Origin of the sequence: Nocardia sp. NPDC004860 (assembly GCF_040609015.1) — a bacterium.
Classification (GTDB): Bacteria; Actinomycetota; Actinomycetes; order Mycobacteriales; family Mycobacteriaceae; genus Nocardia.
This window is the reverse complement of record NZ_JBEXJI010000001.1, coordinates 494,384-518,776: the sequence shown is the minus strand read 5'-3', so window position 1 is coordinate 518,776 and position 24,393 is coordinate 494,384. Positions and strand designations below refer to the sequence as shown.

General features: G+C 68.5%; 24 protein-coding genes. 13 read left to right on the top strand and 11 right to left on the bottom strand.

The features are described from left to right. Positions 1-28 precede the first annotated feature (28 nt). The 3 genes from ABZV44_RS02140 to ABZV44_RS02130 all read left to right on the top strand — a co-directional run bounded on the left by ABZV44_RS02140 (position 29) and on the right by ABZV44_RS02130 (position 3,669). Positions 29-2,107, top strand: coding sequence for an ATP-binding cassette domain-containing protein (locus ABZV44_RS02140; protein WP_354831612.1), 2,079 nt, complete (start codon positions 29-31; stop codon positions 2,105-2,107). Next, entirely contained in the window at positions 2,104-2,868 is a 765-nt protein-coding gene (locus tag ABZV44_RS02135; protein ID WP_354830773.1) for an energy-coupling factor transporter transmembrane protein EcfT, read from the top strand. The genes ABZV44_RS02140 and ABZV44_RS02135 overlap by 4 nt, the downstream gene beginning before the upstream one ends. Positions 2,869-3,030: 162 nt before the next feature. After that, entirely contained in the window at positions 3,031-3,669 is a 639-nt protein-coding gene (locus ABZV44_RS02130) for an ammonium transporter (protein ID WP_354830770.1), read from the top strand. A gap of 38 nt (positions 3,670-3,707) precedes the next feature. On the opposite strand, the gene ABZV44_RS02125 is transcribed toward ABZV44_RS02130, so the two are convergent. Next, complete coding sequence (locus ABZV44_RS02125) at positions 3,708-4,925, bottom strand: lipase family protein (RefSeq protein ID WP_354830767.1); 1,218 nt, start codon at positions 4,923-4,925, stop codon at positions 3,708-3,710. Between the two features lie 307 nt (positions 4,926-5,232). On the opposite strand from ABZV44_RS02125, the gene ABZV44_RS02120 reads away from it, so the two are divergent. The 3 genes from ABZV44_RS02120 (at position 5,233) to ABZV44_RS02110 (ending at position 6,898) form a co-directional block, all read left to right on the top strand. Continuing rightward, on the top strand, positions 5,233-5,874 hold the full coding sequence (locus tag ABZV44_RS02120) for a hypothetical protein (RefSeq protein ID WP_354830764.1): 642 nt from the start codon (positions 5,233-5,235) through the stop codon (positions 5,872-5,874). An 84-nt stretch (positions 5,875-5,958) separates the two neighbouring features. Further along, positions 5,959-6,384: a DUF4260 family protein gene (locus tag ABZV44_RS02115; RefSeq protein WP_354830761.1), complete on the top strand. Its 426-nt coding sequence runs from the start codon at positions 5,959-5,961 to the stop codon at positions 6,382-6,384. Further along, on the top strand, positions 6,377-6,898 hold the full coding sequence (locus ABZV44_RS02110; protein WP_354830759.1) for a TetR/AcrR family transcriptional regulator: 522 nt from the start codon (positions 6,377-6,379) through the stop codon (positions 6,896-6,898). Before ABZV44_RS02115 ends, ABZV44_RS02110 begins: the two co-directional genes overlap by 8 nt. A gap of 23 nt (positions 6,899-6,921) precedes the next feature. Here the strand turns inward: ABZV44_RS02110 and ABZV44_RS02105 are convergent, their stop codons facing one another. Continuing rightward, entirely contained in the window at positions 6,922-8,073 is a 1,152-nt protein-coding gene (locus tag ABZV44_RS02105) for a lipase family protein (protein ID WP_354830758.1), read from the bottom strand. Between the two features lie 380 nt (positions 8,074-8,453). Between ABZV44_RS02105 and ABZV44_RS02100 the strand changes: the two genes are divergently transcribed. Beyond that, complete coding sequence (locus ABZV44_RS02100; RefSeq protein ID WP_354830756.1) at positions 8,454-8,834, top strand: hemophore-related protein; 381 nt, start codon at positions 8,454-8,456, stop codon at positions 8,832-8,834. A 174-nt stretch (positions 8,835-9,008) separates the two neighbouring features. Here the strand turns inward: ABZV44_RS02100 and ABZV44_RS02095 are convergent, their stop codons facing one another. Continuing rightward, positions 9,009-10,463, bottom strand: coding sequence for an NAD(P)/FAD-dependent oxidoreductase (locus ABZV44_RS02095; RefSeq protein WP_354830754.1), 1,455 nt, complete (start codon positions 10,461-10,463; stop codon positions 9,009-9,011). Positions 10,464-10,558: 95 nt separating this feature from the next. Between ABZV44_RS02095 and ABZV44_RS02090 the strand changes: the two genes are divergently transcribed. Beyond that, positions 10,559-11,626: an AraC family transcriptional regulator gene (locus tag ABZV44_RS02090; RefSeq protein WP_354830753.1), complete on the top strand. Its 1,068-nt coding sequence runs from the start codon at positions 10,559-10,561 to the stop codon at positions 11,624-11,626. On the opposite strand, the gene ABZV44_RS02085 is transcribed toward ABZV44_RS02090, so the two are convergent. From ABZV44_RS02085 to ABZV44_RS02070, 4 genes are all read right to left on the bottom strand, one after another. After that, complete coding sequence (locus ABZV44_RS02085) at positions 11,607-12,386, bottom strand: metallophosphoesterase (protein WP_354830751.1); 780 nt, start codon at positions 12,384-12,386, stop codon at positions 11,607-11,609. The genes ABZV44_RS02090 and ABZV44_RS02085 overlap by 20 nt on opposite strands. 135 nt (positions 12,387-12,521) lie before the next feature. Then, the gene (locus tag ABZV44_RS02080) at positions 12,522-13,310 is read right to left on the bottom strand and encodes an RNA pseudouridine synthase (protein WP_354830748.1); all 789 of its coding nucleotides are present in this window, start codon (positions 13,308-13,310) and stop codon (positions 12,522-12,524) included. Between the two features lie 46 nt (positions 13,311-13,356). Next, the gene (locus ABZV44_RS02075) at positions 13,357-14,715 is read right to left on the bottom strand and encodes a wax ester/triacylglycerol synthase family O-acyltransferase (RefSeq protein WP_354830747.1); all 1,359 of its coding nucleotides are present in this window, start codon (positions 14,713-14,715) and stop codon (positions 13,357-13,359) included. Between the two features lie 159 nt (positions 14,716-14,874). After that, positions 14,875-15,600: a hypothetical protein gene (locus ABZV44_RS02070; protein WP_354830744.1), complete on the bottom strand. Its 726-nt coding sequence runs from the start codon at positions 15,598-15,600 to the stop codon at positions 14,875-14,877. 222 nt (positions 15,601-15,822) lie between these two features. Between ABZV44_RS02070 and ABZV44_RS02065 the strand changes: the two genes are divergently transcribed. Further along, positions 15,823-16,686, top strand: a complete 864-nt coding sequence (locus ABZV44_RS02065) for an LLM class flavin-dependent oxidoreductase (protein ID WP_354830743.1) — start codon at positions 15,823-15,825, stop codon at positions 16,684-16,686. A 12-nt stretch (positions 16,687-16,698) separates the two neighbouring features. Here the strand turns inward: ABZV44_RS02065 and ABZV44_RS02060 are convergent, their stop codons facing one another. Next, the gene (locus ABZV44_RS02060; RefSeq protein WP_354830741.1) at positions 16,699-17,103 is read right to left on the bottom strand and encodes a hypothetical protein; all 405 of its coding nucleotides are present in this window, start codon (positions 17,101-17,103) and stop codon (positions 16,699-16,701) included. Between the two features lie 252 nt (positions 17,104-17,355). Between ABZV44_RS02060 and ctaD the strand changes: the two genes are divergently transcribed. Together ctaD and ABZV44_RS02050 are read left to right on the top strand one after the other, a co-directional pair. Then, positions 17,356-19,092: a cytochrome c oxidase subunit I gene (ctaD, locus tag ABZV44_RS02055; protein WP_354830739.1), complete on the top strand. Its 1,737-nt coding sequence runs from the start codon at positions 17,356-17,358 to the stop codon at positions 19,090-19,092. 181 nt (positions 19,093-19,273) lie between these two features. Continuing rightward, the gene (locus tag ABZV44_RS02050) at positions 19,274-20,173 is read left to right on the top strand and encodes a zinc-binding dehydrogenase (RefSeq protein ID WP_354830738.1); all 900 of its coding nucleotides are present in this window, start codon (positions 19,274-19,276) and stop codon (positions 20,171-20,173) included. 45 nt (positions 20,174-20,218) lie between these two features. Here ABZV44_RS02050 and ABZV44_RS02045 read toward each other — a convergent pair whose 3' ends face one another. Continuing rightward, positions 20,219-20,707, bottom strand: coding sequence for a MarR family transcriptional regulator (locus ABZV44_RS02045; RefSeq protein ID WP_354830737.1), 489 nt, complete (start codon positions 20,705-20,707; stop codon positions 20,219-20,221). Here ABZV44_RS02045 and ABZV44_RS02040 point away from each other — a divergent pair. Continuing rightward, the gene (locus ABZV44_RS02040) at positions 20,678-20,899 is read left to right on the top strand and encodes a hypothetical protein (protein WP_354830734.1); all 222 of its coding nucleotides are present in this window, start codon (positions 20,678-20,680) and stop codon (positions 20,897-20,899) included. The genes ABZV44_RS02045 and ABZV44_RS02040 overlap by 30 nt on opposite strands. Positions 20,900-20,949: 50 nt before the next feature. On the opposite strand, the gene ABZV44_RS02035 is transcribed toward ABZV44_RS02040, so the two are convergent. Continuing rightward, positions 20,950-21,711 (bottom strand): SDR family oxidoreductase, encoded by a 762-nt coding sequence (locus ABZV44_RS02035; RefSeq protein WP_354830732.1) that lies wholly within the window; start codon positions 21,709-21,711, stop codon positions 20,950-20,952. A 202-nt stretch (positions 21,712-21,913) separates the two neighbouring features. Then, the gene (locus ABZV44_RS02030; protein ID WP_354830730.1) at positions 21,914-23,494 is read right to left on the bottom strand and encodes a serine/threonine-protein kinase; all 1,581 of its coding nucleotides are present in this window, start codon (positions 23,492-23,494) and stop codon (positions 21,914-21,916) included. Positions 23,495-23,547: 53 nt separating this feature from the next. Between ABZV44_RS02030 and ABZV44_RS02025 the strand changes: the two genes are divergently transcribed. Then, positions 23,548-24,390 (top strand): helix-turn-helix transcriptional regulator, encoded by an 843-nt coding sequence (locus tag ABZV44_RS02025; protein WP_354830729.1) that lies wholly within the window; start codon positions 23,548-23,550, stop codon positions 24,388-24,390. Positions 24,391-24,393 lie beyond the last annotated feature (3 nt).

Genomic DNA, 24,393 nt, shown 5'->3' with positions numbered 1-24,393 from the left:
TCGCGGTGGGCTGGCCGAGCAGGTTGGCGTGTCCCGCGCCGGGAGCAGCGCTGGGGCGTCGCTTCCCACGGGGGCGTTGCGGCCCATCGAGCTGGCCGCGTCGGCCGTGCTGGGCGGGGCGACGGTGGGGCTGGTGACGCTCGGGTCGCTGGTGCCGTTCGCGGCGGCACTGCAACTGGTGGCGGCGGTGCCCATGGGGCTGCTGGCGCATCGGCACCGGTTCCGGGCGCAGCTGGCGACCACCATCGCGGGGGCGCTGGTGACGTTCGTCGCGGCGGGGCTGCTGCCCGCCGAGAACCTGGTCGGCGTCGCGGTGATCGGTGGGATCATCGGCACGGTCAAGCGCAGGCGAGGCGGTCTGCCCGCGGTGGTGGCGCTGTCGGCGGTGGCCGGGTCCGTGATGGCCGCCCTGACGGTCGGCATGCTGCTGGTTTTCGCTCAGTCGCGGCACCTGCTGTTCGACAGCATCCGCAACTCCGCGGAGGGCATCGAAAACCTGGCGGCGCGCCAGTCTTCGCTGGAGCCGCTGGGCCGTGCCGTGTCCGACTACACCGACACCGTCCTGCACTGGTGGTGGGCCTTCGTGGGCGGCGGCATCATCGCGGCCATGGTGGTCAGCGGAGTGTTCTCCTGGTTCGTGCTCGGGCGGGTGCTGGATCGCCTGTCCTGGCTGCCGGGCCGCGACAGCCTGCTGGACGCGCCCGCGGATCCGCGTCCGGTCGCGCCGCTGCCGGTCACCTTGCGAGAGGTCGCGTTCCGATACGAGGGAGCGCGCACCGATGCCCTGCACAATATCGATCTGACTGTCGACGTCGGCGAATTCGTGGCGGTGGTCGGCCACAACGGGTCCGGAAAGTCGACGCTCACCAGGATTCTCGCGGGTCGCCCGCCGACCGCGGGCACGGTCACCCGGCTGGGCGCGGCGGGCCTGGGCGTGCGTGGCGGTACCGCGATGGTGCTGCAGCGACCGGAGAGCCAGACGCTGGGCGTGCTCGTCGCGGATGACGTGGTGTGGGGCCTGCCCACCGCGGATGCCGCGGCCGTCGATATCGACGGATTGCTGTCCGAGGTCGGCCTGGCCGGTATGGGCGGCCGCGAAACCTCGACCCTGTCAGGTGGTCAGCAGCAGCGGCTCGCGGTGGCCGCCGCCCTGGCCCGGCAGCCCACGCTGCTCATCGCCGACGAGGCGACATCGATGATCGACCCCGAAGGTCGTCGTGACCTGGTCGCACTGCTGGCCGACCTGCCGCGCCGGCATCCGATGGCCGTGGTTCTGGTGACCCATCACGAGGCGGACGCGGCTGCCGCGGACCGGGTAGTCCATCTGGAACAGGGCCGCTCGGTCGGACATCTGCCCGCCTGGCCGCGCCCCGTTCGCGATCCACGCCGCCGGCCCATGGGCGATGTCGTCCTCGAATTGCAGGGCGTCGGCCACACCTACAACCGCGGCACCCCCTGGGAAGCGCCCGCCCTGCACGGCATCGACCTGAGCGTCCGCCGCGGCGAAGCCCTGCTCATCGTGGGCGGCAACGGTTCCGGCAAGTCCACGCTGGCCTGGATCATGGCCGGGCTGACCATGCCCACCGCCGGCACCTGTGTGCTGCGCGAACCCATGGGCACCACCCGTCCGGCGCACAAGCGGATCGGGGCCGTGCAGCTGGCCTTCCAGCATTCCCGCCTGCAATTGCAGCGCCAGGACGTCGGCACCGAGATCGAGGACTGGGGTGGCCGCGGCAGCTACGCGGTCGCACGTGCCCTCGACGCCGTGGGGCTGGATCGGGCGCTGGCCTCGCGCTCGGTCGAGGAGCTCAGCGGCGGGCAGGCCAAGCGGGTGGTGCTGGCGGCGATCGTGGCGAGCCACCCCCAGGTGGTGGTGCTCGACGAGCCGCTGGCCGGACTCGATCCGAAGGGCCGCGCCGGAGTGGTGGAACTGCTTGCCCGGCTCCGGGATTCGGGCCTGACCCTCATCGTCATCTCGCACGACGTGTCCGACATGGCCGCGGTGTGCGACCGCACCGTCCACCTGCGCGACGGCCGCCTCGTCGAGAACGGTGCCGCCGCAGTCCACGACAACCGGATTCAGGATTTCACCGGAGGTGTCCGATGAGCAGCGTCGTCCTGCGCGAGGTCCCCGTCGACAGCCCCGTGCATCGACTCTGGGCCGGTACCAAGATGATCGGCGTCTTCGCCGTCAGCGTGCTGCTCATGTTCATCCCGTCCTGGGCGCTGCTGGGTGTCGCGACGCTGTTCCTGGTGGCGGTGTTCCTGCTGGCGAAGCTGCCGCTGGGCACGCTGCCCCGCCTCCCGTGGTGGTTCTGGGCGGGCGTGCTGATCGGGGCGGCCATCAACGCGCCCGTCGGCGCGTCGGCGCTGCTGCGGTACGCGCAGGTGGTCCTGTTCGGTTTCCTGCTGCTGGGCGCGTCGTTCCTGGTCGCGTGGACCACGCCGATGGGTGAGGTCGCGCCCGCGCTGGCCAGATTGGGTGCGCCGCTGAAGCGCATCGGCTGGACACGCCATGGGGTCCGGCACGCGATTCCGGTGGACGAGTGGGCGGTGGTGGTCGCGCTGACCCTGCGCGGCCTGCCGCTGCTGCTGGAGGAGATGCGCATCCTGCGCGCGGCTCGCAAACTGCGGCCCAAGGATTCGCTGCTGCATCGCGCGTCGGAGAACCCGCTGGTCGACATTCTGACCGCGAGCATGGCGGTCTCCAGCCGGCGGGCGGGCGAACTCGGCGAGGCCATCACCACCCGCGGCGGCACCGGCGAGCTGACCGCCCGCCCGGGATCGCCGGGGCGCGCGGACATGGTGGCCCTGCTGGTGGTGGCTTTGGTGTGCGCCTTGGGAATCGGTGTCGAACTGCTTTTTTAGCAACACTCGAGCGGAAAATAATTCGGGGTGTCGGTGCCGCGCGCTACCGTGTCTGCCAGTAGAGCGCGTTGCCGATGCAACACGGGCTCACAGTCGCAAAGGGGGAATTCTTTCAACTGAGCCGTGTGTTGCCACAAACACCTGATCGAGATTGGAAGACCCATGATGCTGCGCAAGATCACCGCTGTCGCCGCGCCGGTTGTCACGGCAGTCGCCATCACCGGAGCCGGTGTGGCACACGCGGATCCGGCGGTGCCCGACATCGGTTACCAGACCCAGCTGGTCGGCAATACCGTTGTCACCACCCTCACCAACGGCAGCTTCGAGCTGGCCGGGCGAGCGGTGAACATCAAGGACTCCGCGGGCGCGACCGTCCTCAGCCTGCCGCTGGCCTTCGAACAGGACGGTCTGAGCTACCCGGTGCCGGGCACCGTCAGCGATGGCGGCGCCACCCTGTCCCTGACCGCGGTCAAGGATGTCGCCGCGGCCACGCCGGCACTGCACCCGGTGGCCTCGACGAACGAGAACCAGCACGCCATGGAGGCGTTCAGCACCCAGTTCGGCATCGGCACGGCCATCGGCAGTTTCCTGGGCCTGGCGGTGGGCGCGGCGGTCGGCGCGATCGGATTCCTCGGTGGCGCTTTCGGTTTGGCGACCGTCCCGGTCGCCGCGGCGGTCGGCGCGGTCATCGGCACCCTGGTGGTCGGCGGGCCCGCCCTGCTCATCGCCGGCATCGACCTGATCAACACGCTGAACGCGGCGCCCGGCACCACCAAGTGGGCCCAGCCCGGCGACCAGTAACACTCCGGCGCGGGTGCACCGGCCGCTGCGGACGATCGTCAGCGCACGGTGCACCCGGCGTCCACCGGGTCGCCAGCGAAGCGATCCGACAGAAAGTTCATGGCCCCCAAGGCTTCTCCGGCAGCGGCCGGATTGTGGCCCGGTATCGCCGAGTGCACGGCGGTGAGGTTCGCGCCCAGCGCGCAGTAGCGGTCCACCAGGGCGCTGAAGCCCGCCGGCGGAATCACGTCGTCGTTGTTGCTGTGGTACAGGTACAGCGGCACGTCGGGCGCCCAGCCGCCCAGCTCCTGATGGTTGGTGGCGGCCCGGAAGGCTTGGCTGTCAAGGATGTCCGGGACGCTCGAGTAGTCGTCGACGTGCCCGAAGAAGTGGCGGGCCACCAGATCGCCGCCGCAGGAGGTCGCCTCCTGCGCCAGCAGCGCCCGGCCGCTGTCATTGAGCGTGTCCGCCAGTCCGGAGCCGGAATCGTTGCGGGCCAGGGCGAGCAGGATCAGCACCGCGAGCCCGGCCTGATAGCCGCCGTCCACGCCGCGCGTGATGGCGGGGATGTCGGCGGGCACGCCACCGGAGGTCACACCCGCGAACCAGATCTCGGGCGCGTAGCTCGCCCGCAGCTGCATGGCCCACAGGGTGGCGAAGGCGCCGCCCGAGTAGCCCCAGGCTCCGAGCGGACTGGCATCCGTGATACCCGGTGGGGCGAAGGATTTGGCGGCGCGCACGCCGTCCAGCACCGCCCGTCCGGAGTTCACGCCGTCGAAGAATCGGGACTGCGGGCCCTCGTAGTCCGACACCACCACGGCCCAGCCGCGGCGGAACGCCTCGGCCAGGAAGGGTACGTCCAGCAGGGTGGTGGCAATGGAGAAGTCGCGCCCGCCGCGCAGCGCGAAGGATGGGGCGCAACGGGTTCCGAGGCTGTCCTCGGCGATCTGATACGACAGCAGCGGGCGATCGCCGGGACCGGTCCAGGGCGTGAGCGGCGTCATGACGGTGGCCACGTCCGCGGCGGCTTCCCCGGCGGAATCGGTGGTGCGGTACTGCACCTGCCAGCCCGCCACCGGGAGCGGCAGCCCGAAGACTGCGATGGGCCGGGAGTTGAGGATTGCCCCGTTTGCGAACTCTCCCAGGTTGATCGGCACCGCGTAGAACGGATCATTGTCGGGATAGGGGATGTCGGCGCGAGTGCCGGGCACCGCGACCGCCGCCGCCAGCAGGGTCACCGCGCCGATCAGCCCGGCGCGCCACCAGTGCCGAACCATGTGTGGGCGCACTGTGAATCCGCGCGTGCGTACCCCGAACCATGCGCCGTCCCGCCGCATAACGCCTCCAGCGTCGAATCATCCGACGCTCCAGACATCTCACGGACCCGCTGTTCGCGCCGACAAGAATTCCGGCGCATCGGAGAAACAAAATTACGTCGGGCCGGTCCTCGCGGTCAACGCGTCTCCGCGCGTCGTAACTACGGCGTTGCGCGGTTTCTTGTACGAAAAGATATATCCAGCTTGGTATCCAGATCTTTGCGACTGGCTCTACCGGTTGCATGCCAGTTGCCGCCATGCTCGGTCAATGTTGTTGCGCCGCCTCATCGCCCTGTATGTCGGACTCTGGTTGTACGGCTTCTCCATGGCCGTGATGATCCGCGCCGCGCTCGGCCTGGATCCGTGGGATGTGTTCCACCAGGGCGTGGCCGATCAGGTGCCGTTGAGTTTCGGTACGGTCGTGGCGATTACGGGCGCGGCGGTACTGCTGGCCTGGATTCCCCTGCGGCAGTGGCCGGGTCTGGGCACGGTCAGCAATGTCGTGGTGATCGGCGTCTCGGTGGACGCGGGGCTGTGGTTGCTGCCGGAGTTGCACGCGTTGCCGATCCGGATCGCCGCCATGGGCGCGGCGGTGGTGCTCAATGCGATTGCGACAGTGCTCTATATCGGCGCGGGCATGGGGCCGGGTCCGCGTGATGGCCTGATGACTGGCCTGGTTCGGCGTACGGGCAAGCCGGTGTGGGTCATCCGGACAGGGCTGGAGGCGACGGTGTTGTCCGTCGGTTGGATCCTCGGCGGCAGCGTCGGAGTGGGCACGGTCGTGTACGCGTTCGCCATCGGACCGCTGATCCAGCTGATGATCCCGTTCGTGGATCGGTTCCTGCCGGGCTTCCATCCCGCGGAACCGGCCGGTTCGCCCGCCGCGGAGGCCGAGCCGATGGCCGCCTGACCATTCGGGGTTGACTGGCTAACGGTGTTAGCTTAACGTGATGGCTAACAACGTTAGCCTCAGTGAGAAGCCTCGGAGGGTCCGATGACCACCATCGCCGCCAACCTGCCGGCCACCACCGATCCCCGGCTCCCGGCCCTCGTCCGCAAGGCCGGATGGATCACCTGGACCATCTTCCTCGCCGCCTTCGCCATCCTCGAGGGCGTCAACCACGGCACCGGCTCCTGGCTGGCCCTGACGGCCGGCCTCATCGCCCCCGACCTCACCTTCTTCGCCGCCATCGGCGCGAAAGACCCTGTGCAGCAGGGCCAATTGCCCCGCCGGGCCGTCCCCTTCTACAACACCGCCCACCGCACCTGGATCCCCCTGGCCCTGGCCGTCGCGTACACCTTTGCCCCCCTCCAGATCCCGGCCCTGTTCACCTTCCTGCTGGCCTGGATGCTGCACATCGGCATCGACCGCATCGCCGGCTACGGCCTCCGCACCGCGGACGGATTCCTCCGTGCCTGACCCGACCGGACCACTCACCGAGCGACAGCGGCAGATCGCCGCCGCCGCTCGCACCCTCTTGGACACCCAGGGCCCCGAGGCCCTGACCATGCGAAACGTAGCCGAGGCCTTGGGTATCAAAGCCCCCTCCCTGTACAAACACGTCCCCGACAAGACCGCCCTCGAAACCCTGGTAGTAGCCCAGGCTTTCACCGAGGTGGCGCAGGCCCTGGAAACCGCCTCCGCCCAGGGCCTCCCGGGCGTGGCCCAGGCCTACCGCGACTACGCCCTGGCCCACCCGCACGTATACCGCCTCATGAACTACCGCCCACTCCGCCGCGACCTACTCCCGCCCGACCTGGAAGAGCGCACGGCACGACCACTCGTCACGGCCGTCGGCGGCGACCCGGCCCGAGCCCGCGCGCTCTGGGCCTTCGCCCATGGCATGGTGAGCCTCGAAATCGACGGCCGCTTCCCCAGCAACGCCGACCTGACGGCCGCCTGGCAATCCGGCCTCGCCGCCTTCGGCGAGTAGCGGCCTATCCCGCGATGCGTGCCTCAGCGCACGTCGCAGCCGGGGGGCATCGGTTTGCCGGCGAAGCGGTCGGACAGGAAATTCATGGCTCCCAGGGATTCCACGACTGCTGCGGGGTTGTGGCCGGGGATCTGTGAGTGGATGGCGGTCAGGTTTGCGCCGAGGGAGCAGTAGCGGTCGACGAGGGCGCTGAAGCCTCCCGCCGGGATCACGTCGTCGGCATTGCTGTGGTAGAGGTACAGCGGGGTGTCGGGGGCCTGGGCGCCCAGTTCCTGACGGATGGCGGCGGCCTTGAACGCTTGGCTGCCGACGAGATTCGGTGCGGTCGAGTATTCGTCGAGGTGCCGCATGGCGTGGTGGACCACCAGGTCGCCGGCGCATGAACTGGCCTCCCGGGCCATCAGCGTGCGGCCGTTGTCATTGAGGATCTTGGCCAGTCCGGTGCCGGAATCGTTGCGCGCCAGGGCGATCAGGATGAGCACGGCGAGCCCGGCCTGGAAGCCGCCGTCCACCCCGCGCATCATGGAGGGGATGTCCACGGGCACGCCGCCGGAGGTCACGCCCGCGAACCGGAGCTCGGGTGCGTAGCTCGATCGCAGCTGCATGGCCCACAGGGTGGCGAAGGCGCCGCCCGAGTAGCCCCACGCGCCGAGTGCGCTGTTGGTGGTAATGCCCAGCGGGGCAAAGGATTTGGCGGCGCGCACGCCGTCCAGCACGGCCCGGCCGGAGTTGATTCCGTCGAAGAAACGGGACTGCGGGCCCTGGTAGTCGGATACCACCACCGCCCAGCCGCGCCACAGCGCCTGCGCCAGGAACGGGACATCCAGCAGCGTGGTGATGATGGAGAAGCCGCGCCCACCACGCAGCGCGAACGATGGCGCGCACCGCGTTCCGAGACTGTCCTCGGCGACCTGGAACGCCAGCAGCGGGCGATCACCCGGACCGTTCCACGGGGTATCGGGCTTCAAGACCGTGGCCATATCGGCGGCGGCCTCGCCGTTGGAGCCGGTGGTTCGGTATTGGACCTGCCAGGCCGCTACCGGCAGCGACTGCCCGAACACCGAGATCGGCCGGGAGTTGAGAATCGACCCGTTCGCGAATTGTCCGAGGTTGGCGGGCGCCGCGTAGAACGGATCGTTGTCGGGGAAGGGGATATCGGCGCGGGCGCTGGGCACCGCGATTGCCGTCGTCAGTAGTGTGACTGCGCCGATGAGTCCGGCGCGCCACCAGTATCGGATTGTTCGCGATAATTTGGTCGATCTATTCGTGCGTTTCCCGAACGGTGCGGCATCGAGCTTCAAAACGCCTCCAGTGTGTATCGGCCGACGCTCCAGATACCACGGACCACTGCTTGCGCCGCCAAGAATTCCGGCGCACGGGAGAACAAACTATGTGGCCTGGTACGCGCGGTCAACGATGACTCGCGCGTGGAGACAAAGGTGTTGTGCGGAGTCCAGCGCTCCGGCCCCCGATGCCCTCGGCTACCCTTCGGTCCGGCCCGGACGAGGGCCGGTTGTCATCCGCAGATCCAGCTACTACGAAAGGTTGGTCTCACATGAGGTTGATCAGTGCGCGGTACGCAGGCGTGATTGCAGTGACGATTGCCGGATTCGCCGCCGGTGCGGCGCTGTCCGGTGCGGGAGTGGCGGGCGCCGATCCGATGAGCGATCTCGAACCGCTGCTGAGCTCGAGTTGCTCGTTCGACCAGATCGACGCCGCCTTCCATCAGGTGGAACCCGAGATCGCGGCGCAGCTCGATGCCGCACCCGGGCGCAAGGCCGCGTTCCGGATGGCCTATGACCAGCCGATGTGGCAGCGGCGCATCGCCTTCCAGGCCCTGCTCGTCGAACAGCAGCAGATGGGCGCGCCCACCGATATCAACTCGGACTTCGGTCCGCACCTGCGCCAGGTCACCGACACTTGCCACCGGTACTGACCAACGGGTTGCCCTTCTGATTCTCATTGAGCGGTGAAGCCGAGGAATCGGGAAGGTTCGGTGCTGGTGGGAGACGGCCGAAGCAGATCGCTCGGTGTCCGCTGCCAGCACCGTTTTCCCTGCCGCGGTTGAGATGACTTGGTGGGCAAGGAATTTCGTGTTACCTGATACTGATCAGCCTCGGATCGGGGTGACGGTGTAGTCGGGAAGGCGCAGGGCGCGGGTGCGGCGCCGGTAGCTACGCGTGGTGCCGGGCCAGTTGTTGATGATGCGGCCGGAGGGCGTCCGATACCAGCTGGTGCAGAAGTTCCACGGGGTGCGGGCCAGGCGCTGCTGAAGGGCATCGTTGAAGGCCAGTTCGACTTCGGGTCGGACTTCCAGACAGGCGCGCGGTCGTTCGGCGAGAAGTTGCAGGGCGTGGCGGATGTAGCGCGCCTGGGATTCGATCATGTAGATGATGGATCCGACTCCGAGGTTGGTGTTGGGGCCGTAGACCATGAACATGTTGGGGAATTCGGGGACCGTGATGCCCAGGTAGGCGTGGGCGCCGCCATCCCACACATCGCTCAGATTTCGGCCCGCGCGGCCCCGGATCTTCATGGGCCACAGGAATTCCGTGCCCTTGAAGCCGGTGCCGTAGATGATGACGTCGGCCTCGTGCAGCACGCCGTCGGCGGTGCGGACGCCCACGGGGGCGATCTCGCTGATGGCGGTGGTCTCCACGTGCACATTGGGCTGGGTGAGGGCCGGGAAGTAGTCGTTGGAGAACAGTCCGCGCTTGCAGCCGATGGGGTAGTCGGGGGTCAGCTTGGCGCGCAGCTCCGGATCGGCGACCTTCACCTCCAGATGCTTCTCCGCGATCCGCGCGACCCCCCGCACGATGCCGGGGAACTCGACCAGCCCCAGCGATATGAACTCGGCGAGCAGCCACCACGAAAGGCGTTCGGCCTTCGGCATTCCTGGAATCGAGATGAGGATCCGCTGATGCACCGGCTTGTAGTCGGTGTCGAACTTCGGCAGCACCCAGGCGGCGGTGCGCTGGAAGACGGTCAGATGAGCGGCCCGCGGCTGGATCTCGGGAATGTACTGGATCGCGCTGGCCCCGGTCCCGATGCAGGCCACCCGCTTGCCGGCCAGTTCGACCCCGTGATCCCACCGCGCCGAATGGAAGGATGCCCCGCCGAACACCTCGATGCCCGGAATCGGCGGCATGGCCGGGCGCGACAACTGCCCGACGGCCGGGACCAGCACATCCGCGGTGCGCGTCACGCCGTCGGCGGTGCGCACCGTCCACTGCCCGGTCGTCTCGTCGAACTCCGCCTCGGTGACCTCGGTCCCGAACACGATGCGGTCCAGCAGGCGATGCCGCTCGGCGATCCCGCGCATGTACGCCCAGATGTCCTCGCGTGTCGAATACCGCTGCCGCCACTTCGGTCTGGGCTCGTGCGCGAACGAGTACAGCGGCGACGGCACATCGCAGGCCGCCCCGGGGTAGGTGTTCTCCCGCCACACCCCGCCCAGGTCGGCCGCCTTCTCCAGGATGGTGAACTCGCGGAAGCCATTGCGCTGCAACTCGATCGCCATGCCGAGCCCGCCGAATCCGGCGCCGATGATGATGACGGACGGCATTGTGGTGCTCCTCACATCGAAGACTCTTCTCACTGTAGGAGCGAGCGTTCGATTTGGTGGGCGACCGGATCGAGAATTTCGGCCATAATCAGGCTATGGGCACGGTGCAGGAGGCGGGGATTCGCGACTGGAATTTCCCGCGCGGCGTGGCGAGTGTCGCCCTCATGGTCGGATTCGCGCGCGAGCACGGGGTCCCGGCCGCCCGCATGCTGCAGGGCAGCGGACTGAACGAGAAGCAGCTGGCCAATCCGGACGAGCAGATCGACGCGCACACCGAACTGGCGGTGATCCGGAACCTGGTGCGCGAACTGGGCGCCCGCCCCGACCTCGGGCTGGAGGTGGGCCGGCGGTACCGCATCACCACCTTCGGCATCTTCGGCTTCGCCTGCGTCAGCAGTCCCACCCTCGGCGAGGCCATCTCCCTCGCCCTGCGCTATCTGGAGCTCAGCTTCACCTTCTGCATTCCGGCGGCGCGCTGGCGGCCGGGTGAATTCATGGCCCGCATCCACGACGAGCGGGTGCCCGCCGACGTCCGTCGCTTCCTGGTGGAACGCGACGTCACCGCCATGTTCCAGATGCTGTCGGACCTGATGGGCCACCGCGTCGAACTGCTGCGCGCCGACTTCGATTTCGAGCCGCCGCCCGACCTCCGCCTCTACACCGAAATCTACGGGCTGACACCGAATTTCGAGGCCGAGCACAACGTGTTCACCATGGATCCGGCGATCCTGGAGCAGCCGCTGCCGCAGGCGAACGAGCACACCTGGGCCATGTGCCTGGCGCAGTGCACCGAACTGGTCTCCCGCCGCCGCGCCCGCACCGGCATCGCCGCCGAGGTGCGGGAGCTGCTGGTGCCGCGCGGCGGCCTGGACGGTTTCGCGGTACCGCCCGGAATCGATTCGGTGGCAAGGGATCTCAATATGAGCACCCGCACCCTGCGCCGCCACCTGGACGCGGCGGGGACCAGCTACCGGCAGCTGCTGGACGAGGTGCGGCGCGCTTTGGCCGAGGAAATGCTCACGGCCACACCGCTGTCGGTGAGCGATGTGGCGATCCGGCTCGGCTACGCGGAGGCGTCCACCTTCATTCACGCCTTCAAACGCTGGACCGGCACCACGCCCTCGGCCTACCGGCGCGGCGCGGTCACTCCGTCGGTTCGCTGAGCCAGCCGCCCATGGCGATGGGCCGGAACATCGACAGCAGCCGGCCGTCGGTAATGGAGTGGAAGATCATCGACGGGTCGGGCGCGAAGTCGATCGGCACGTGTCCCGGTGCGGCCGTTTCCCATTCGCAGCCGATGGTGGAGGAGACGCTCGGCGCCACGATCAGCGGCTTGCCCGCGAACTGGGTCATGAGCCCGGCGTGCACGTGACCGGTGAGGACGGCGGCGATGCGGTCGTCGCCCGCCACGATCTCGGCCAGGCGCTCCGGATTGGTGAGCCGGATGGGATCCACGACGGTGGACTGCACCGGCACCGGCGGATGATGCATGGCCACCAGCACCACTTCATCGTCGGGGGCCGCTGCCAGGACCTCGGTGAGGAAGTCGTAGGTCTCGTCCTCGAGCAGGCCCTCCGGTTTGCCGGGAATGCTGGAGTCCAGCAGGGCCAGGGTCACGCCGTCGATCCGGTAGGACTGGTTGATGGGTCCGGTGCCCGAGGTGGCGGGGAAGAGCACGCTGCGCATATTGGCGCGGTCGTCGTGATTGCCGGGCAGGATCAGCACGGGCAGATCGGCGCTCAGGGCCGCGCGCGCCTGCTGGTACTCCTCCACATCGCCTTCGTCGGCGATGTCGCCGGTGACGATGATGACGTCGGGTCGCTGCGGCAGCTCGGCGAGAAAGGCCATCACCCGTTCGGCGCGTTCGACATTGCGGGCGCCCATATTGAAATGGGTGTCACTGAGCTGAGCCAGCAGAACCATCGGCGTTCGCTTTCTGTGAAGGGCAGCATCATTGCGCCCGGCTGTGCCGCCGCACCGCGGTCACCCCATTCAGGCTAATTGACCTGCCCTGATGCGGTCTCGGTGAGACCCGCCACCCAATATAGCGAAGTCGCATCAGTAACCGGTCGATGTGGCGCGCGTCACGAGTTCGCCTGCGCTGCTCAGCAGTTGCCGTGGATCGGTGGTGACCGTGGTGTGGCCGATCCGCCAGAAGTCGGCGCCCGGCTCGGCCTCCAGTTCGAGTGTGCCGGTGGGACGCCAGGACGCGTCCAGGGTCAGACGCCACGAATGCAGATGGGTGCGGGGAAATGCGCCGGTCCGGTCGAACAGCGGATCGCCGACGATGGGGTGACCGATCCAGGCCAGGTGCACGCGAATTTGATGCCGCCGCCCGGTGATCGGGCGCAGTGCCAGCACCGTATGGGAATCGGTGCGGGCCAGGGTGATGAATTCGGTGACCGACGGATAGCTCTTGCCCGCCGCCACGTCCTGCTCGTCGACCAGCCAGGTGTCGCCCGCGCGGTGAATGCTCTCGCGCGGCGCGGCGATTCGCACCCGGTTCTTGCGGCCCACGCTCAGCGGCAGATCGATGACGCCGCGGTCGGGCAGGCCCGTGGAAGCGGTGACGGCCAGGTACGTCTTCTCCGCGGTGCGCTTGTTGAACTGCCGGGTGAGCTGCCCGTGCGCGGGCAGCTCCTTGGCCAGCAGGACGAGACCCGAGGTGACCTTGTCGATCCGGTGCACCGGATACAGCGTCTCGCCGTGCGCCGCGGCCATTTCCACGATGTCGGTGTCGTGGCGTTCGCCCGTCACCGAGATCCCGGCCGGCTTGTTCAGGGCCAGGACCGCCTCGTCCTCGAGGATCAGGCACTCGGTGCGCAGTTCGGGCCACGATGTTTCCACGCGGACCAGCGTAATGAGGCCCGGCGCGGCCCGGTGTCACCAGGCGTCAGGCGACGGCTCGCTCCAGCTCGGCCAGGCCGTTCTCCAGATGGTCGGTCATGCGATCGAGGTCCGGCACGGTGCGCCGGCAGCCGACCAGGCCGAAATCGAGATTGTCGCCATTGGTGGTCAGCGTGATGTTCATGGCCTGCGATTCGAACGGAATCGACAGCGGGTAGTTGGCGTCCAGACGCGCACCCTGCATGTAGACCGGCTTGCGCGGCCCGGGCACATTCGAGATCACCAGGTTGAACGGCATCCGCGGCAGTGCTTCGAAGCCCGGTAGTAGCGACACCCCGAGCGGCGTCATCAGCGCGGCCGACAGCAGCATGGCCTCCAGCTTCGGTAATTGCGTGAACACCCGTTTGGCGTCGCGCATGGAGGTGCTGATGGTTTCCAGCCGGACCGCCGGATCCTCGATGTGGGTGCCGAGGTTGGCCAGGCAGGCCGCCACCAGATTGCCCTCGGAGGTATCGGATTCGGCGGCGCTGCGAATGTTGACCGGCACCATGGCGATCAGCGGCTCGTCCGGCAGTGCGTCACGCTCGAGCAGATAGGCGCGCAGCGCGGCGGCGCTCATGGCCAGCACGATGTCGTTGACGGTCGCCCCGGTGGCCAGCCGGACGGCGTTGATCCGCTCCAGCGGCCAGGACCGCACCGCGATGCGCCGGGCCCCGCCGATGGAGGTGTTGAGCAGGGTGCGCGGGGCGGTCATGGGCAGGGTGAGCCGCCCGTCGATGGCGCCCCGCAACGGCGCGGCGATCGATCCGGTGGCGCGCAGGATCCGCGGTACCGCCCGGCGCAACTGCGTCCAGGGGCTTTCGGGTTCGGGGCTGTCGTCGCGCGGCACCGGCGCCGTGCCCCACGGGACGGTGAGCCGGCTGTCGAACGGGTCGTCGGTGAGGGTGCGCTGCAGCAGCCGCATGGCCGAGACGCCGTCGATGAGGGCGTGGTGCATCTTCACGTAGACCGCGAAGCGGCCGTCGGACAGGCCCTCGATGAGCCGGGCCTCCCACAGCGGGCGGTGCCGGTCCAGCAGGATGCCGTGCAGGCGCTCGGTGAGGTCCAGCAGATCACCCAGGCCGCCGGGCGCCGGCAGTGCGGAACGCCGCAGGTGGTAGCCCAGATCCACGGTCTCGGCGTGGGACCAGGCGAGGCTGGAGAAGCCGCCCAGCAGCCGGCTCGGTCTGCGCCGGAATCGGGTGCGGACATCGGTTTTCGCGGCCATCGCCTCGAAGAGCTCATGGGTGAACTCAGGGCCTGCGTCGGCGGGCGGTTCGAACAGCTGCAGACCGCCCACGTGCATGGGATGCTCGCGGGATTCGATGGCCAGGAAGATCGCGTCGAGAGGGTTGAGCAGGTCCATGGGAGCCGCCTTAGCCGGGTGGGGCACAACTGCCCGGAGCGGATACGGTGCGGCGACGCTGCCCCCCGCTGCGTTAACGGTTAATCAGGCTATCACTCTATATGATTCAGCCCACGTCGACCTGTTGGCGCAAACTCCCAGCTCTGCACGGCGTGTCCGCTATCGGGGCGCGAGTTCGGCAGCCCGCCACGGGACTTCCCGCTCGGTGTCGGTCCGCGACGCGAAGGTCATGGCGACGATGGTGCGGCGTCCGTGCGCGAAGGGGTGCACACGGTGCAGGGTGGTGTCGGCGCGCATCAGGTAGAGGTCGCCGGGCTGTATCTCCCAGGAGTGGATCGGATTGCGGGTCAGGGTCCGGTAGATGTCGGCGTGGTCCCAGTCGCGGCGGGTGTGCGCCACCGTCTGCACGAAGCCGCCGTCCGCCAGCGGCGGGCACTCCACCACCAGGACGAGGGCGAAAGCGTAGTCGTCCCAATGCCATTGGCCGACCGAGTCGTCGTGGTGCAGGCGGCTCACGCGGTAGCGCTCGGCCTCGGGGCAGGCCAGGACCGGTTCGGCGGCGACCACGGAAAGGCTGTGCCGCAAGGGTTCACAGTCGTAGAGCTGCGGGATGCAGGAGGCGTGGGCGGCCACCTCCTGCTCGGTCAGGTCGACCTGTTGCCGGGCCAGGCCCTCGCCCTCGGGCAGCAGGTCGCCCCACTGTTTGTGATGATCGAGCAGGGTCAGCGCCTCGGCGGCGAGGACCCGTTTGACCCGGTGCGGGAGCAGAAATCCCAGCCGTGCGATTCCGGTCTCCGCCAACCGGTTCCGCGCGTGCTGCAGCGCCGAGGGATCCACTCCCCTCAGGTGCCGTAGGGCGATGTCCACCGTGCTGTGAGCCGGCATCGCGCACGTCCCTTCACCCGGCCGTCGCGAACGGCCCACTGCCGAAAAGGCCGGGTCGTGACCCGGGCGACCCGGTCTCAATTGTATTCCGTTGCCCGGCAACGACTATGGAATCGGGTTGCCAGTTGATCACGATCTGAAGCGGCTGCCGCCGCCCGGACGCGCCGAATCCGCCCGATTTCGCCCGGCCGCCCCCGGCAGCGCGGTAGCTTGATATTCGCTATGGCGGATTACGGGCATGAGCTCCGGTTCGGGATCTTCGTGCCGCCCGAGGCGGCGCGCGGGCGTCTGCTGCTGCGCCTGGTGCGTCACGCCGACGAGTCCGGGCTGGAAGTGCTGGCGATGCAGGATCATCCGTATCAGCCCGCCTTCCTGGACACCTGGACCCTGCTGTCCTATCTGGCCGGCGTCACCCGCAACCTCACCCTCATGCCCGCGGTCGCGAACCTCCCGCTGCGCCCGCCCGCGGTGCTGGCCCGCAGCGCCGCCAGCCTGGACCTGCTCAGCGGCGGCCGGGTCGAACTGGGCCTGGGCGCCGGCGCGTTCTGGGACGCCATCGAGACCATGGGCGGCAACCGCCGCAGTCCCGGCCAGGCCCTCGCCGCATTGCGCGAGGCCATCGCGGTCGTTCGTGCGCTGTGGGGTGAGGGTGAACGCGCGCAGCTGGCCGGCCAGTTCTATCCGCTGCGCGGCGCGAAACCCGGTCCGCGCCCGGCCCATCCGATCGGCATCTGGCTCGGCGTCTACGGTCCCCGCGCCCTGCGCCTGACCGGTGAACTGGCCGACGGCTGGCTCGGCAGCGTCGGCTACGCCCCGCCTGCCACCCTGACCGCCATGATGACCGCCATCGACGCCGCGGCCCGCGGGGCCGGTCGCGTCCCGGCCCTGATCCGCCGCGCCTACGTCATCGACCCCACCATGACGCCCGGCCAGCTCACGGAAGTGGCCCTGGCCCACGGCATCAGCGAATTCCTGCTCCCCGTCGACCCCGGCGGCGACCGCGCCACCCACCATTTCGCCACCGAGACCGTGCCCGCGGTCCGGTCCGCGGTCGCCTCGGCCCGCGCCGGTCACCCGGTTGTCTAGCCCCGAAGACAGCTATCTGGCCCCGAAGAATCGGTTGTGCATGATCTGGCGGATGGGGGAGAGCAGTCCGTCGAAGGTCACCCGATCCGAGCGGACGGTGTGCAGGCTGGCGTCGCCGCGCTTGGGGTCCTCGCAGATGACGCGCAGCTTCCTGGTGTTGCTGTGCACCGCGCCGAGGGTGAGGGTGACGGTGCCGTCGGGGCCGACGATGCCCCACGGACCACTGATATCGGACGCCGCGATCTGGCACTTGTTGTCCGGCTTCTCGCCGGTGACCAGGGCGGTCACCTCGGTGCGGCCCTGGATCACGGCCTTGGGTTCGCCACGGGCATCGGTGGCGGCACCCACGGCGAGCACGGTGCCGAGGCTGCCGACCACGGCGACGGTGAGAACGCGGGCGCGCAGTGATCGAGACATAGCACCGATATTGGACCCTGCCTCGTGAGTATTTCGTGATGGCGCGGGATGAACTGCCAATGAACAACGCACCAAACCTGTTCGAGACCGCCATCGACGCGCAGGGTTGCCCTGCAGTATCTTGCATTCCAATCGCTGTTCACCCCGACCGGAGTGTTTTCGGCGAGGATCGATTTGCTGTCGGTACGCTGTGCGCCGTTCTATGTGCCCTGATTGGTAGAAGCTGGACGGAACCCTCCCGAGGAGGATGTGGTGACTGCAGTTGCTCCAAAGCCCGAACAGAATCTCGAGGCGATCCGCCCGTATCCGCCGCGACACGGTCCCAAGGGCTCGTTCGTCCTCAAGGTGATCACCACAACCGATCCCAAGATGCTCGGGATGATGTACATCACCACCGCCATCAGCTTCTTCCTGATCGGTGGTCTGATGGCGCTGCTCATGCGCGCGGAGCTGGCGCGGCCGGGCATGCAGTTCCTCTCGCCGGAGCAGTTCAACCAGCTGTTCACCATGCACGGCACAATCATGCTGCTCTTCTACGCCACCGCCATCGTGTTCGGATTCGCGAATGTGGTGCTGCCGCTGCAGATCGGTGCGCCCGACGTGGCCTTCCCGCGGCTGAACGCGCTCAGCTACTGGCTGTACCTGTTCGGGGCGTCCATGGCGACCGCCGGCTTCCTGACCCCGGGCGGCGCGGCCGATTTCGGCTGGACCGCCTACACGCCGCTGTCGGACATCGTGCACGCGCCGGGTGTGGGCGGCGACCTGTGGATCCTGGGCCTGGCCGTTTCCGGTCTGGGCACCATCCTCGGTGGCGTCAACATGATCACCACCGTCGTCTGCCTGCGCTGCCCGGGCATGACGCTGTTCCGGATGCCGGTGTTCGTCTGGACCATCCTGACGACGAGTTTGCTCATCCTGGTAGCCTTCCCGATCCTGACCGCCGCCCTGTTCGCGCTGGCCTTCGACCGCCACCTGGGCGGGCACATCTACGATCCGTCGAACGGCGGCAGCATCCTCTTCCAGCATTTGTTCTGGTACTTCGGGCATCCCGAGGTGTACATCATCGCGCTGCCGTTCTTCGGCATCATCTCCGAAGTCATCCCGGTGTTCTCGCGCAAGCCGATCTTCGGTTACACCACCCTGGTCTACGCGACCTTCGCCATCGCGGCGCTGTCGATCGCGGTGTGGGCGCACCACATGTACGCCACCGGCGCCGTGCTGCTGCCCTACTTCTCGTTCATGACCTTCCTCATCGCGGTTCCGACCGGTGTGAAGTTCTTCAACTGGATCGGCACCATGTGGCGCGGTCAGCTCACCTTCGAGACGCCCATGCTGTTCGCGATCGGCTTCATCGTCACCTTCCTGTTCGGTGGGCTGTCGGGTGTCATCCTGGCCTCGCCGCCGCTGGACTTCCACGTCTCCGACACCTACTTCGTGGTCGCGCACTTCCACTACGTGCTCTTCGGCACCATCGCCTTCGCCACCTATGCGGGCATCTACTTCTGGTTCCCGAAGATGACCGGCCGCATGCTCGACGAGCGCCTGGGCAAGTGGCACTTCTGGACCACCTTCCTCGGCTTCCACGCCACCTTCCTGGTGCAGCACTGGCTGGGTGCGCAGGGCATGCCGCGCCGGTACGCCGACTACCTGCCCAGCGACGGATTCACCACGCTGAACACCATTTCCACCATCGGGTCATTCATTCTGGGCGCGTCGGTGCTGCCGTTCGTGTGGAACGTCTTCAGGTCCTACCGCTACGGCGAGGTCGTGACCGTGGACGACCCATGGGGCTACGGCAACTCCCTCGAATGGGCGACCTCCTGCCCGCCGCCGCGGCACAACTTCTACGAGCTGCCGCGCATCCGCTCCGAGCGTCCCGCGTTCGAGCTGCACTACCCGCACATGATCGAGCGCATGCGCGCGGAGGCGCATGTGGGGTGGGGCTCGGGGCGGCACACGGTGGAGGAGTTCGAGAAGGCTCCGAGGTAGCTCGTTCCGCACGTCGGGCGCGGCGGCCGTCTCCGGACGGCCGTCGCGCTTTTTGCGTGCTGAACAGGCGCATCTCGCCGAAGTAAATTTAGGTTTGACATAGAAAAGGCAATGACACTATATTTAGGTTCAACATAGAAAGATCGGCGGAAGCGCCGGGCCTCACCGAAAGGCACTGCCAGTGCGCAAGATTCAGTTCTCCGGCCGCAGTCCTGTCGTCCTCACCGCCGCCGAGCTCGTGCCCGGCCCGGGCCAGTTGCTGGTGCGCACCGAGCTGGCGGGCGTCCACCTCGGGCTGGTGCGCATGCTGCAGCGGGACGGCGGACCCGACGGCGGTGAGATCGTCGGCACGGTGGTGGCGGCCGGACCGGACCTCGCCGGCTGGGTGGGGAAGCGGGTGGGCGGCGTCGTCTTCGAGGGCGCCTACGCCGAATATGCCCTCGCCGCACCGCAATTGATGTCCGAGATCCCCACCGGGGTGGATGCCGCCGACGCACTCACGCTGGTACGGGGCGGCGTCATCGCCCTGGGCCTGCTCCGGACGGCACGGTTCGCCGCCGGGGAGTCGGTGCTGGTCACCGGCGCGGCCAGCGGGGTCGGGCATCTGGCTGTCCAACTGGCTCGGGCGCTGGGGGCGGCGCGGGTGATCGCGGCCGTCGGCAGCCTGGACAAGGCCGAGTTCCTGCACGACTGTGGCGCGGACGAGGTTGTCACCTACGCGGACGCCTGGACCGAGCGGGTGGACGTCGTCCTCGACGGCGTCGGCGGCGACGTGGCTCAACGCTGCGTGGACATCCTCGCCCCGCACGGTCGCCTGATCGCCTTCAGCGCTTTCGGCGGAACCATCGACGCGGGCAGCCTGCTCGGGGAGCTGAAGACCGTCGGCGGCTTCTCGATGGGCCTGCTCAGCCGGACTCGGGCCGATCTGCTGGAGGGCTGGCGGGCCGAACTGTGGAACCTGCTGGCGTGCGGGCGAATTCGCCCGCGCCACATCATTCTTCCGCTCGACGAGATGGATGCCGCACTCGGTCTCATCGAGACTCGCGGCAATCGCGGCCGGGTGGCGGTGCGCATCGCCTGAAGTCGGGGCGCACCCTCGGATTCGGGTGCGCGCCCCGGCGATCCGTCAGGGGCGAGGCCAGGGCCGCCCGTCGAGGCGCTCGATATCGGTATTGAAGCGTTCGAGATAGCTCGCGAAGGCGGTCACGTCGTCGGCGGACCAGTTCACCATGACGCGGTCGAGGCCCTCGGTATTGGCCTGACGCTCGGCCTCCAGGGCCTGTTCGCCGGTGTCGGTGATGCGGAATTTGCGGGCGATGCCGCCGATGGGGTCGGGGATGCGCTCGACCAGTCCGGCGCGCAGCAGCGCGGCGGTCTGCCGGTTGACGGTCGAGGTATCGAGACCGAAGGCCTCGGTGAGCTGGCCGATGGACATGGGTCCCTCGACGCTGAGGCGGCTGAGCAGGACGTAGGCGCTGCGATCGAGGCGGGTGCCGGAGCGGCGGTAGCGGGCGGCAATGGAGTAGCGGCCGAGCAGCATGGTCTCGAATTCCACTCGGGCCGTGGGCTTTTCGGACGAGACCGGATGTCCGGACGAATCCGCGGGCTGTCCCATGCCGTCCTTTCGTCGCGAGCTGCGGAATCTGTCTATCACAGCGGGAAGAGTGGTCGCCGGACCGGGGAGCTGGGCTGCTGGCGCGGTGACGGCGAGCTGGACCACCACGGCCGGCCCGGGTCGCTGCCCATCGGACAGCTCGCCGGCAACGGCACCGCCACCGTGCTGAATACGGCGAGCGCGCTGATCTGACGGAAGTGGCTGCCGCCCGGCCGATTTCGCCGGGCGGCTACCCGATCCGCTCACGCCTGCCGGGTCGGCAGCACCACCACCTGGCGCAGGTTCACGTGCGCCGGACGGCTGGCGGTGTAGGCGATCAGATCGGCGATATCGTCCGCGCGCAGCGACTCCATGAACCCGAACATGCCGTCCAGCTCGCCGCTGAGCTCGGCATTGTCGATGTGGCTGCCGAGTTCGGTGTCGGTGAGGCCGGGCTCGATATTGGTGACGCGCACCTTGCGCGCGCCGAGCTCGGTGCGCAGCGTCGCCGACAGCTGGGTGATGGCGGCCTGGGTGGCCCCGTACACCGCGTAGCCGGGGAACGCCACGTGCGCGCCGATCGAGGAGATGTTGACCAGGTCGGCGGTGCGGCCCGCGTCCGCGGCGGCCAGCAGGTCCGGCAGGAAGGCGCGGATCATGCGCAGCCGCCCGGCCACATTGGTCTCCAGCATGCGGGTCCACTCGTCCTCGCGGCCGTCGGTGATCGGGTTGGGCAGCATGACGCCCGCCGAGTTCACCACCAGGTCGACCGGGCCGAACGCGGCGTGCACCGCGTCCGCCGCGGCGGTCACGCCGGCCGCGTCGGTGACGTCCACCGGCACCGCCAGCGCGGTCCCGCCCTCGGCTTCGATCTTGGCGGCCAGGGTGTCGAGCCGGTCCGCGCGCCGCGCCAGCAGTGCCACCCGGGCCCCGTTGCGGGCCAGCAGCAGTGCGGTGGCCTCGCCCATGCCGCTGGCGGCTCCGGCGATGACGGCGGTGCGGCCGGACAGGTTCTCGTAGCTCATGTCGAATGCTCCTTCGCTTTCTGCGTGTGCATTCATCCTGCGAGCGCGCGCGATCGGCAACGAGGGTTGCGGTTTTCCTGGGTCTGCCGGTACCAGGATGGGTTCGTGCGCTGGACCCCATAACGACCTCACACCAGCAGAATTGGATCAGTTCACAGCAGTCGGACACGCCGGACAGGGCCGTGCTCACGATCCGCGCCGGCTAGCGGATCGGCACTGTCACGCCGGGTGATGTGGGCTCCCCGTGCAGGATCAGATGGCTCGGAGCGACGTCTTTCTTTTTGCCCATATCGTCATTCTTGTTGCCTTCTTTACCGGGGAGTTCGAAGGCCAGAGGAATCGTGGTAGTGGCGCCGGGAGCGAGCTGGTGGAGCTCGCCGTTGTACGGGTGAAGCCTCGCTGTGGCGGTTGCATCGGGGGCTACCGAGCGGCCGTCGACGGTGACCAGGCGCTGAGCGGCGATGGTGAACAGTTGCTGACGTTCGGAGATGTTCGTGACCGTCAGTGTCACGATGGTGTAGACGCGGTCTGCGTTCGCCGGGGCGGTGATACGCACTCCGGAAACCACATCGCTCACGGTGAAGGCGAAACTGCCGTCGTACACCGTGTGCGCCGGGTCTGCGGGCTGACCGCCGATCGTGAACGGCGGCGGACCGGACGCTGTTATCGCCGAGGAAGAGGGCTGCGCCGGGATGCTCGTACCTGGGCCCGACCCGGTATCGAGGCCGCTGGTAAACAGCCACACCATCACCGCAGCGATGAGTGCAATCCCGGCCGCCGCCAATATCCATTTGGGTCCCAAAGGATTTCGTCGTGGATCGGAATGTGCGGCAGGGGCAGGTGAGGATGCGTGGGACTCGTGCGTCACCGGGTGAGTCGCCGCCGGACCGGTGGCAGTTATGACGCGGGTCGGCGGGCTGGGGCCGGGGGCGGCCGAGTCAAGGATCGGTGGGGGCGGTCGCGCCGGTGCAGGCAGGTTCAGGGCGGCTCGCGCGGCAGCGGCGAATTCTCCCGCGCTTGCGTAGCGATTGTCCGGGTTCTTGGCCATGCCGCGGGCGATGACATCGTCGAGCGCGGTCGGGACAGCAGGGGCAGCCTGCGAGGCGTGCGGTGGTTCGGACATCAAATGCGCGTGCATCTGCTGTGCCGGGTTGCCACTGAAGGGCGGATGCCGAGTGAGGGCTTCGTAGAGTACACAGGCCAGCGAATAGATATCGGAGCGCGCGTCGAGCGTGCCGGTGAACCGCTCCGGTGCCATATATTCCAACGTGCCCACGACCAGGCCGGTGGCTGTGAGTGCGGTGCTGTCGGCGGCGCGGGCGATACCGAAGTCGATCAGGTACACGAAACCGGTGGTGTGCTCGAGGATATTGCCCGGCTTGACATCCCGATGGATGAGTCCCGCCGCGTGTGCGGCATCCAGCGCCTCGGCCGCCTGGGCGATGACCTCCACAGCCCGAGCCGGAGCCATGGTGCCCGACCGCAGGCGCGCGGCCAGGTCGATGCCTTCGATGTAGGCCATCTCCAGGAACAGGTGCCCGTCGATTTCACCGAAGGCGTGAACGGGCACGATATGCGGGTGGTGCAGCTGAGCCCCCAACCGGGCCTCTCGCTCGAAGCGACGCCGATAGCCCTGATCTGCCGAGTTCGCGGCAGACAACACCTTCACGGCTACGGTGCTGCCGGTACGGTCGCGCGCCAGCCATACCTCGCCCATGCCGCCACTTCCCAGCAAGCGTTCGAGACGATAGGTCCCGAACGAGCCGCCGTGCTGCCCGGACATGCTCCGACCGTACCCCCCGATAGGTACCAGGATGGGTTCGTACGCTGGGCCCCATGCAGAACGATCTCGGCGACTTCCTCCGCTCGCGCCGCTCCCGCATCCAGCCCGCGGACGCGGGGCTGCGCGAATACGGCCGCCGCCGGGTCCCGGGCCTGCGCCGTGAGGAGGTGGCGCAGCTGGCCGGGGTGAGCGTCGACTACTACATCCGCCTGGAACAGGGCCGCGGCAAACATGTTTCGGATGCCGTGCTCGACGCGGTCGCCCGTGCCCTGCGGCTGAGTGATCAGGAGCGGCTGCACCTGTACGCGCTGGCCCGGCCGGGCGGCACCGTCGACGCGCATCCGACCACCGTGTCCAGCGTCTACAGCGACACCGTCCACCCCGGTGTCCGGCTGGTGCTCGACGCCCTCACCGCGCCCGCCTTCGTGCTGGGGCGGCGCATGGATGTGCTGGCCTGGAATACCCTGGGCGACTTGGTATCCGGCTTCGCGCGCATACCCGCCGCGGAACGCAACCAGGCGCGCTACCTGTTCCTGGATCCCGCCGCGTCCACCTTCTATCCCGACTGGGAGGCGGTGGCCGGCGAGACCGTCGCGTTCCTGCGGCGCGATGCGGGACTGCATCCCGACGATCCGCGGGTGGCGGCGCTGGTCGGGGAACTCTCCGCCCGCAGCGCGGTCTTCCGGCGGCTGTGGGCCGCGCATCCGATCAAGGAGAAGACGCGCGGCGCCAAGCTGATTCAGCACGCCGAGGCAGGGCGGCTGGAGCTGGGCTACGAAACCTTCGCGCTGCCGGGCGATCCCGATCAGCTGCTGGTCGTGTACACCGCCGCGCCGGAGTCGCCGGCCGCGGCGGCGCTGGCCCGGCTCGCCGGGCTGCACTCCGTGCACGCCTGAACC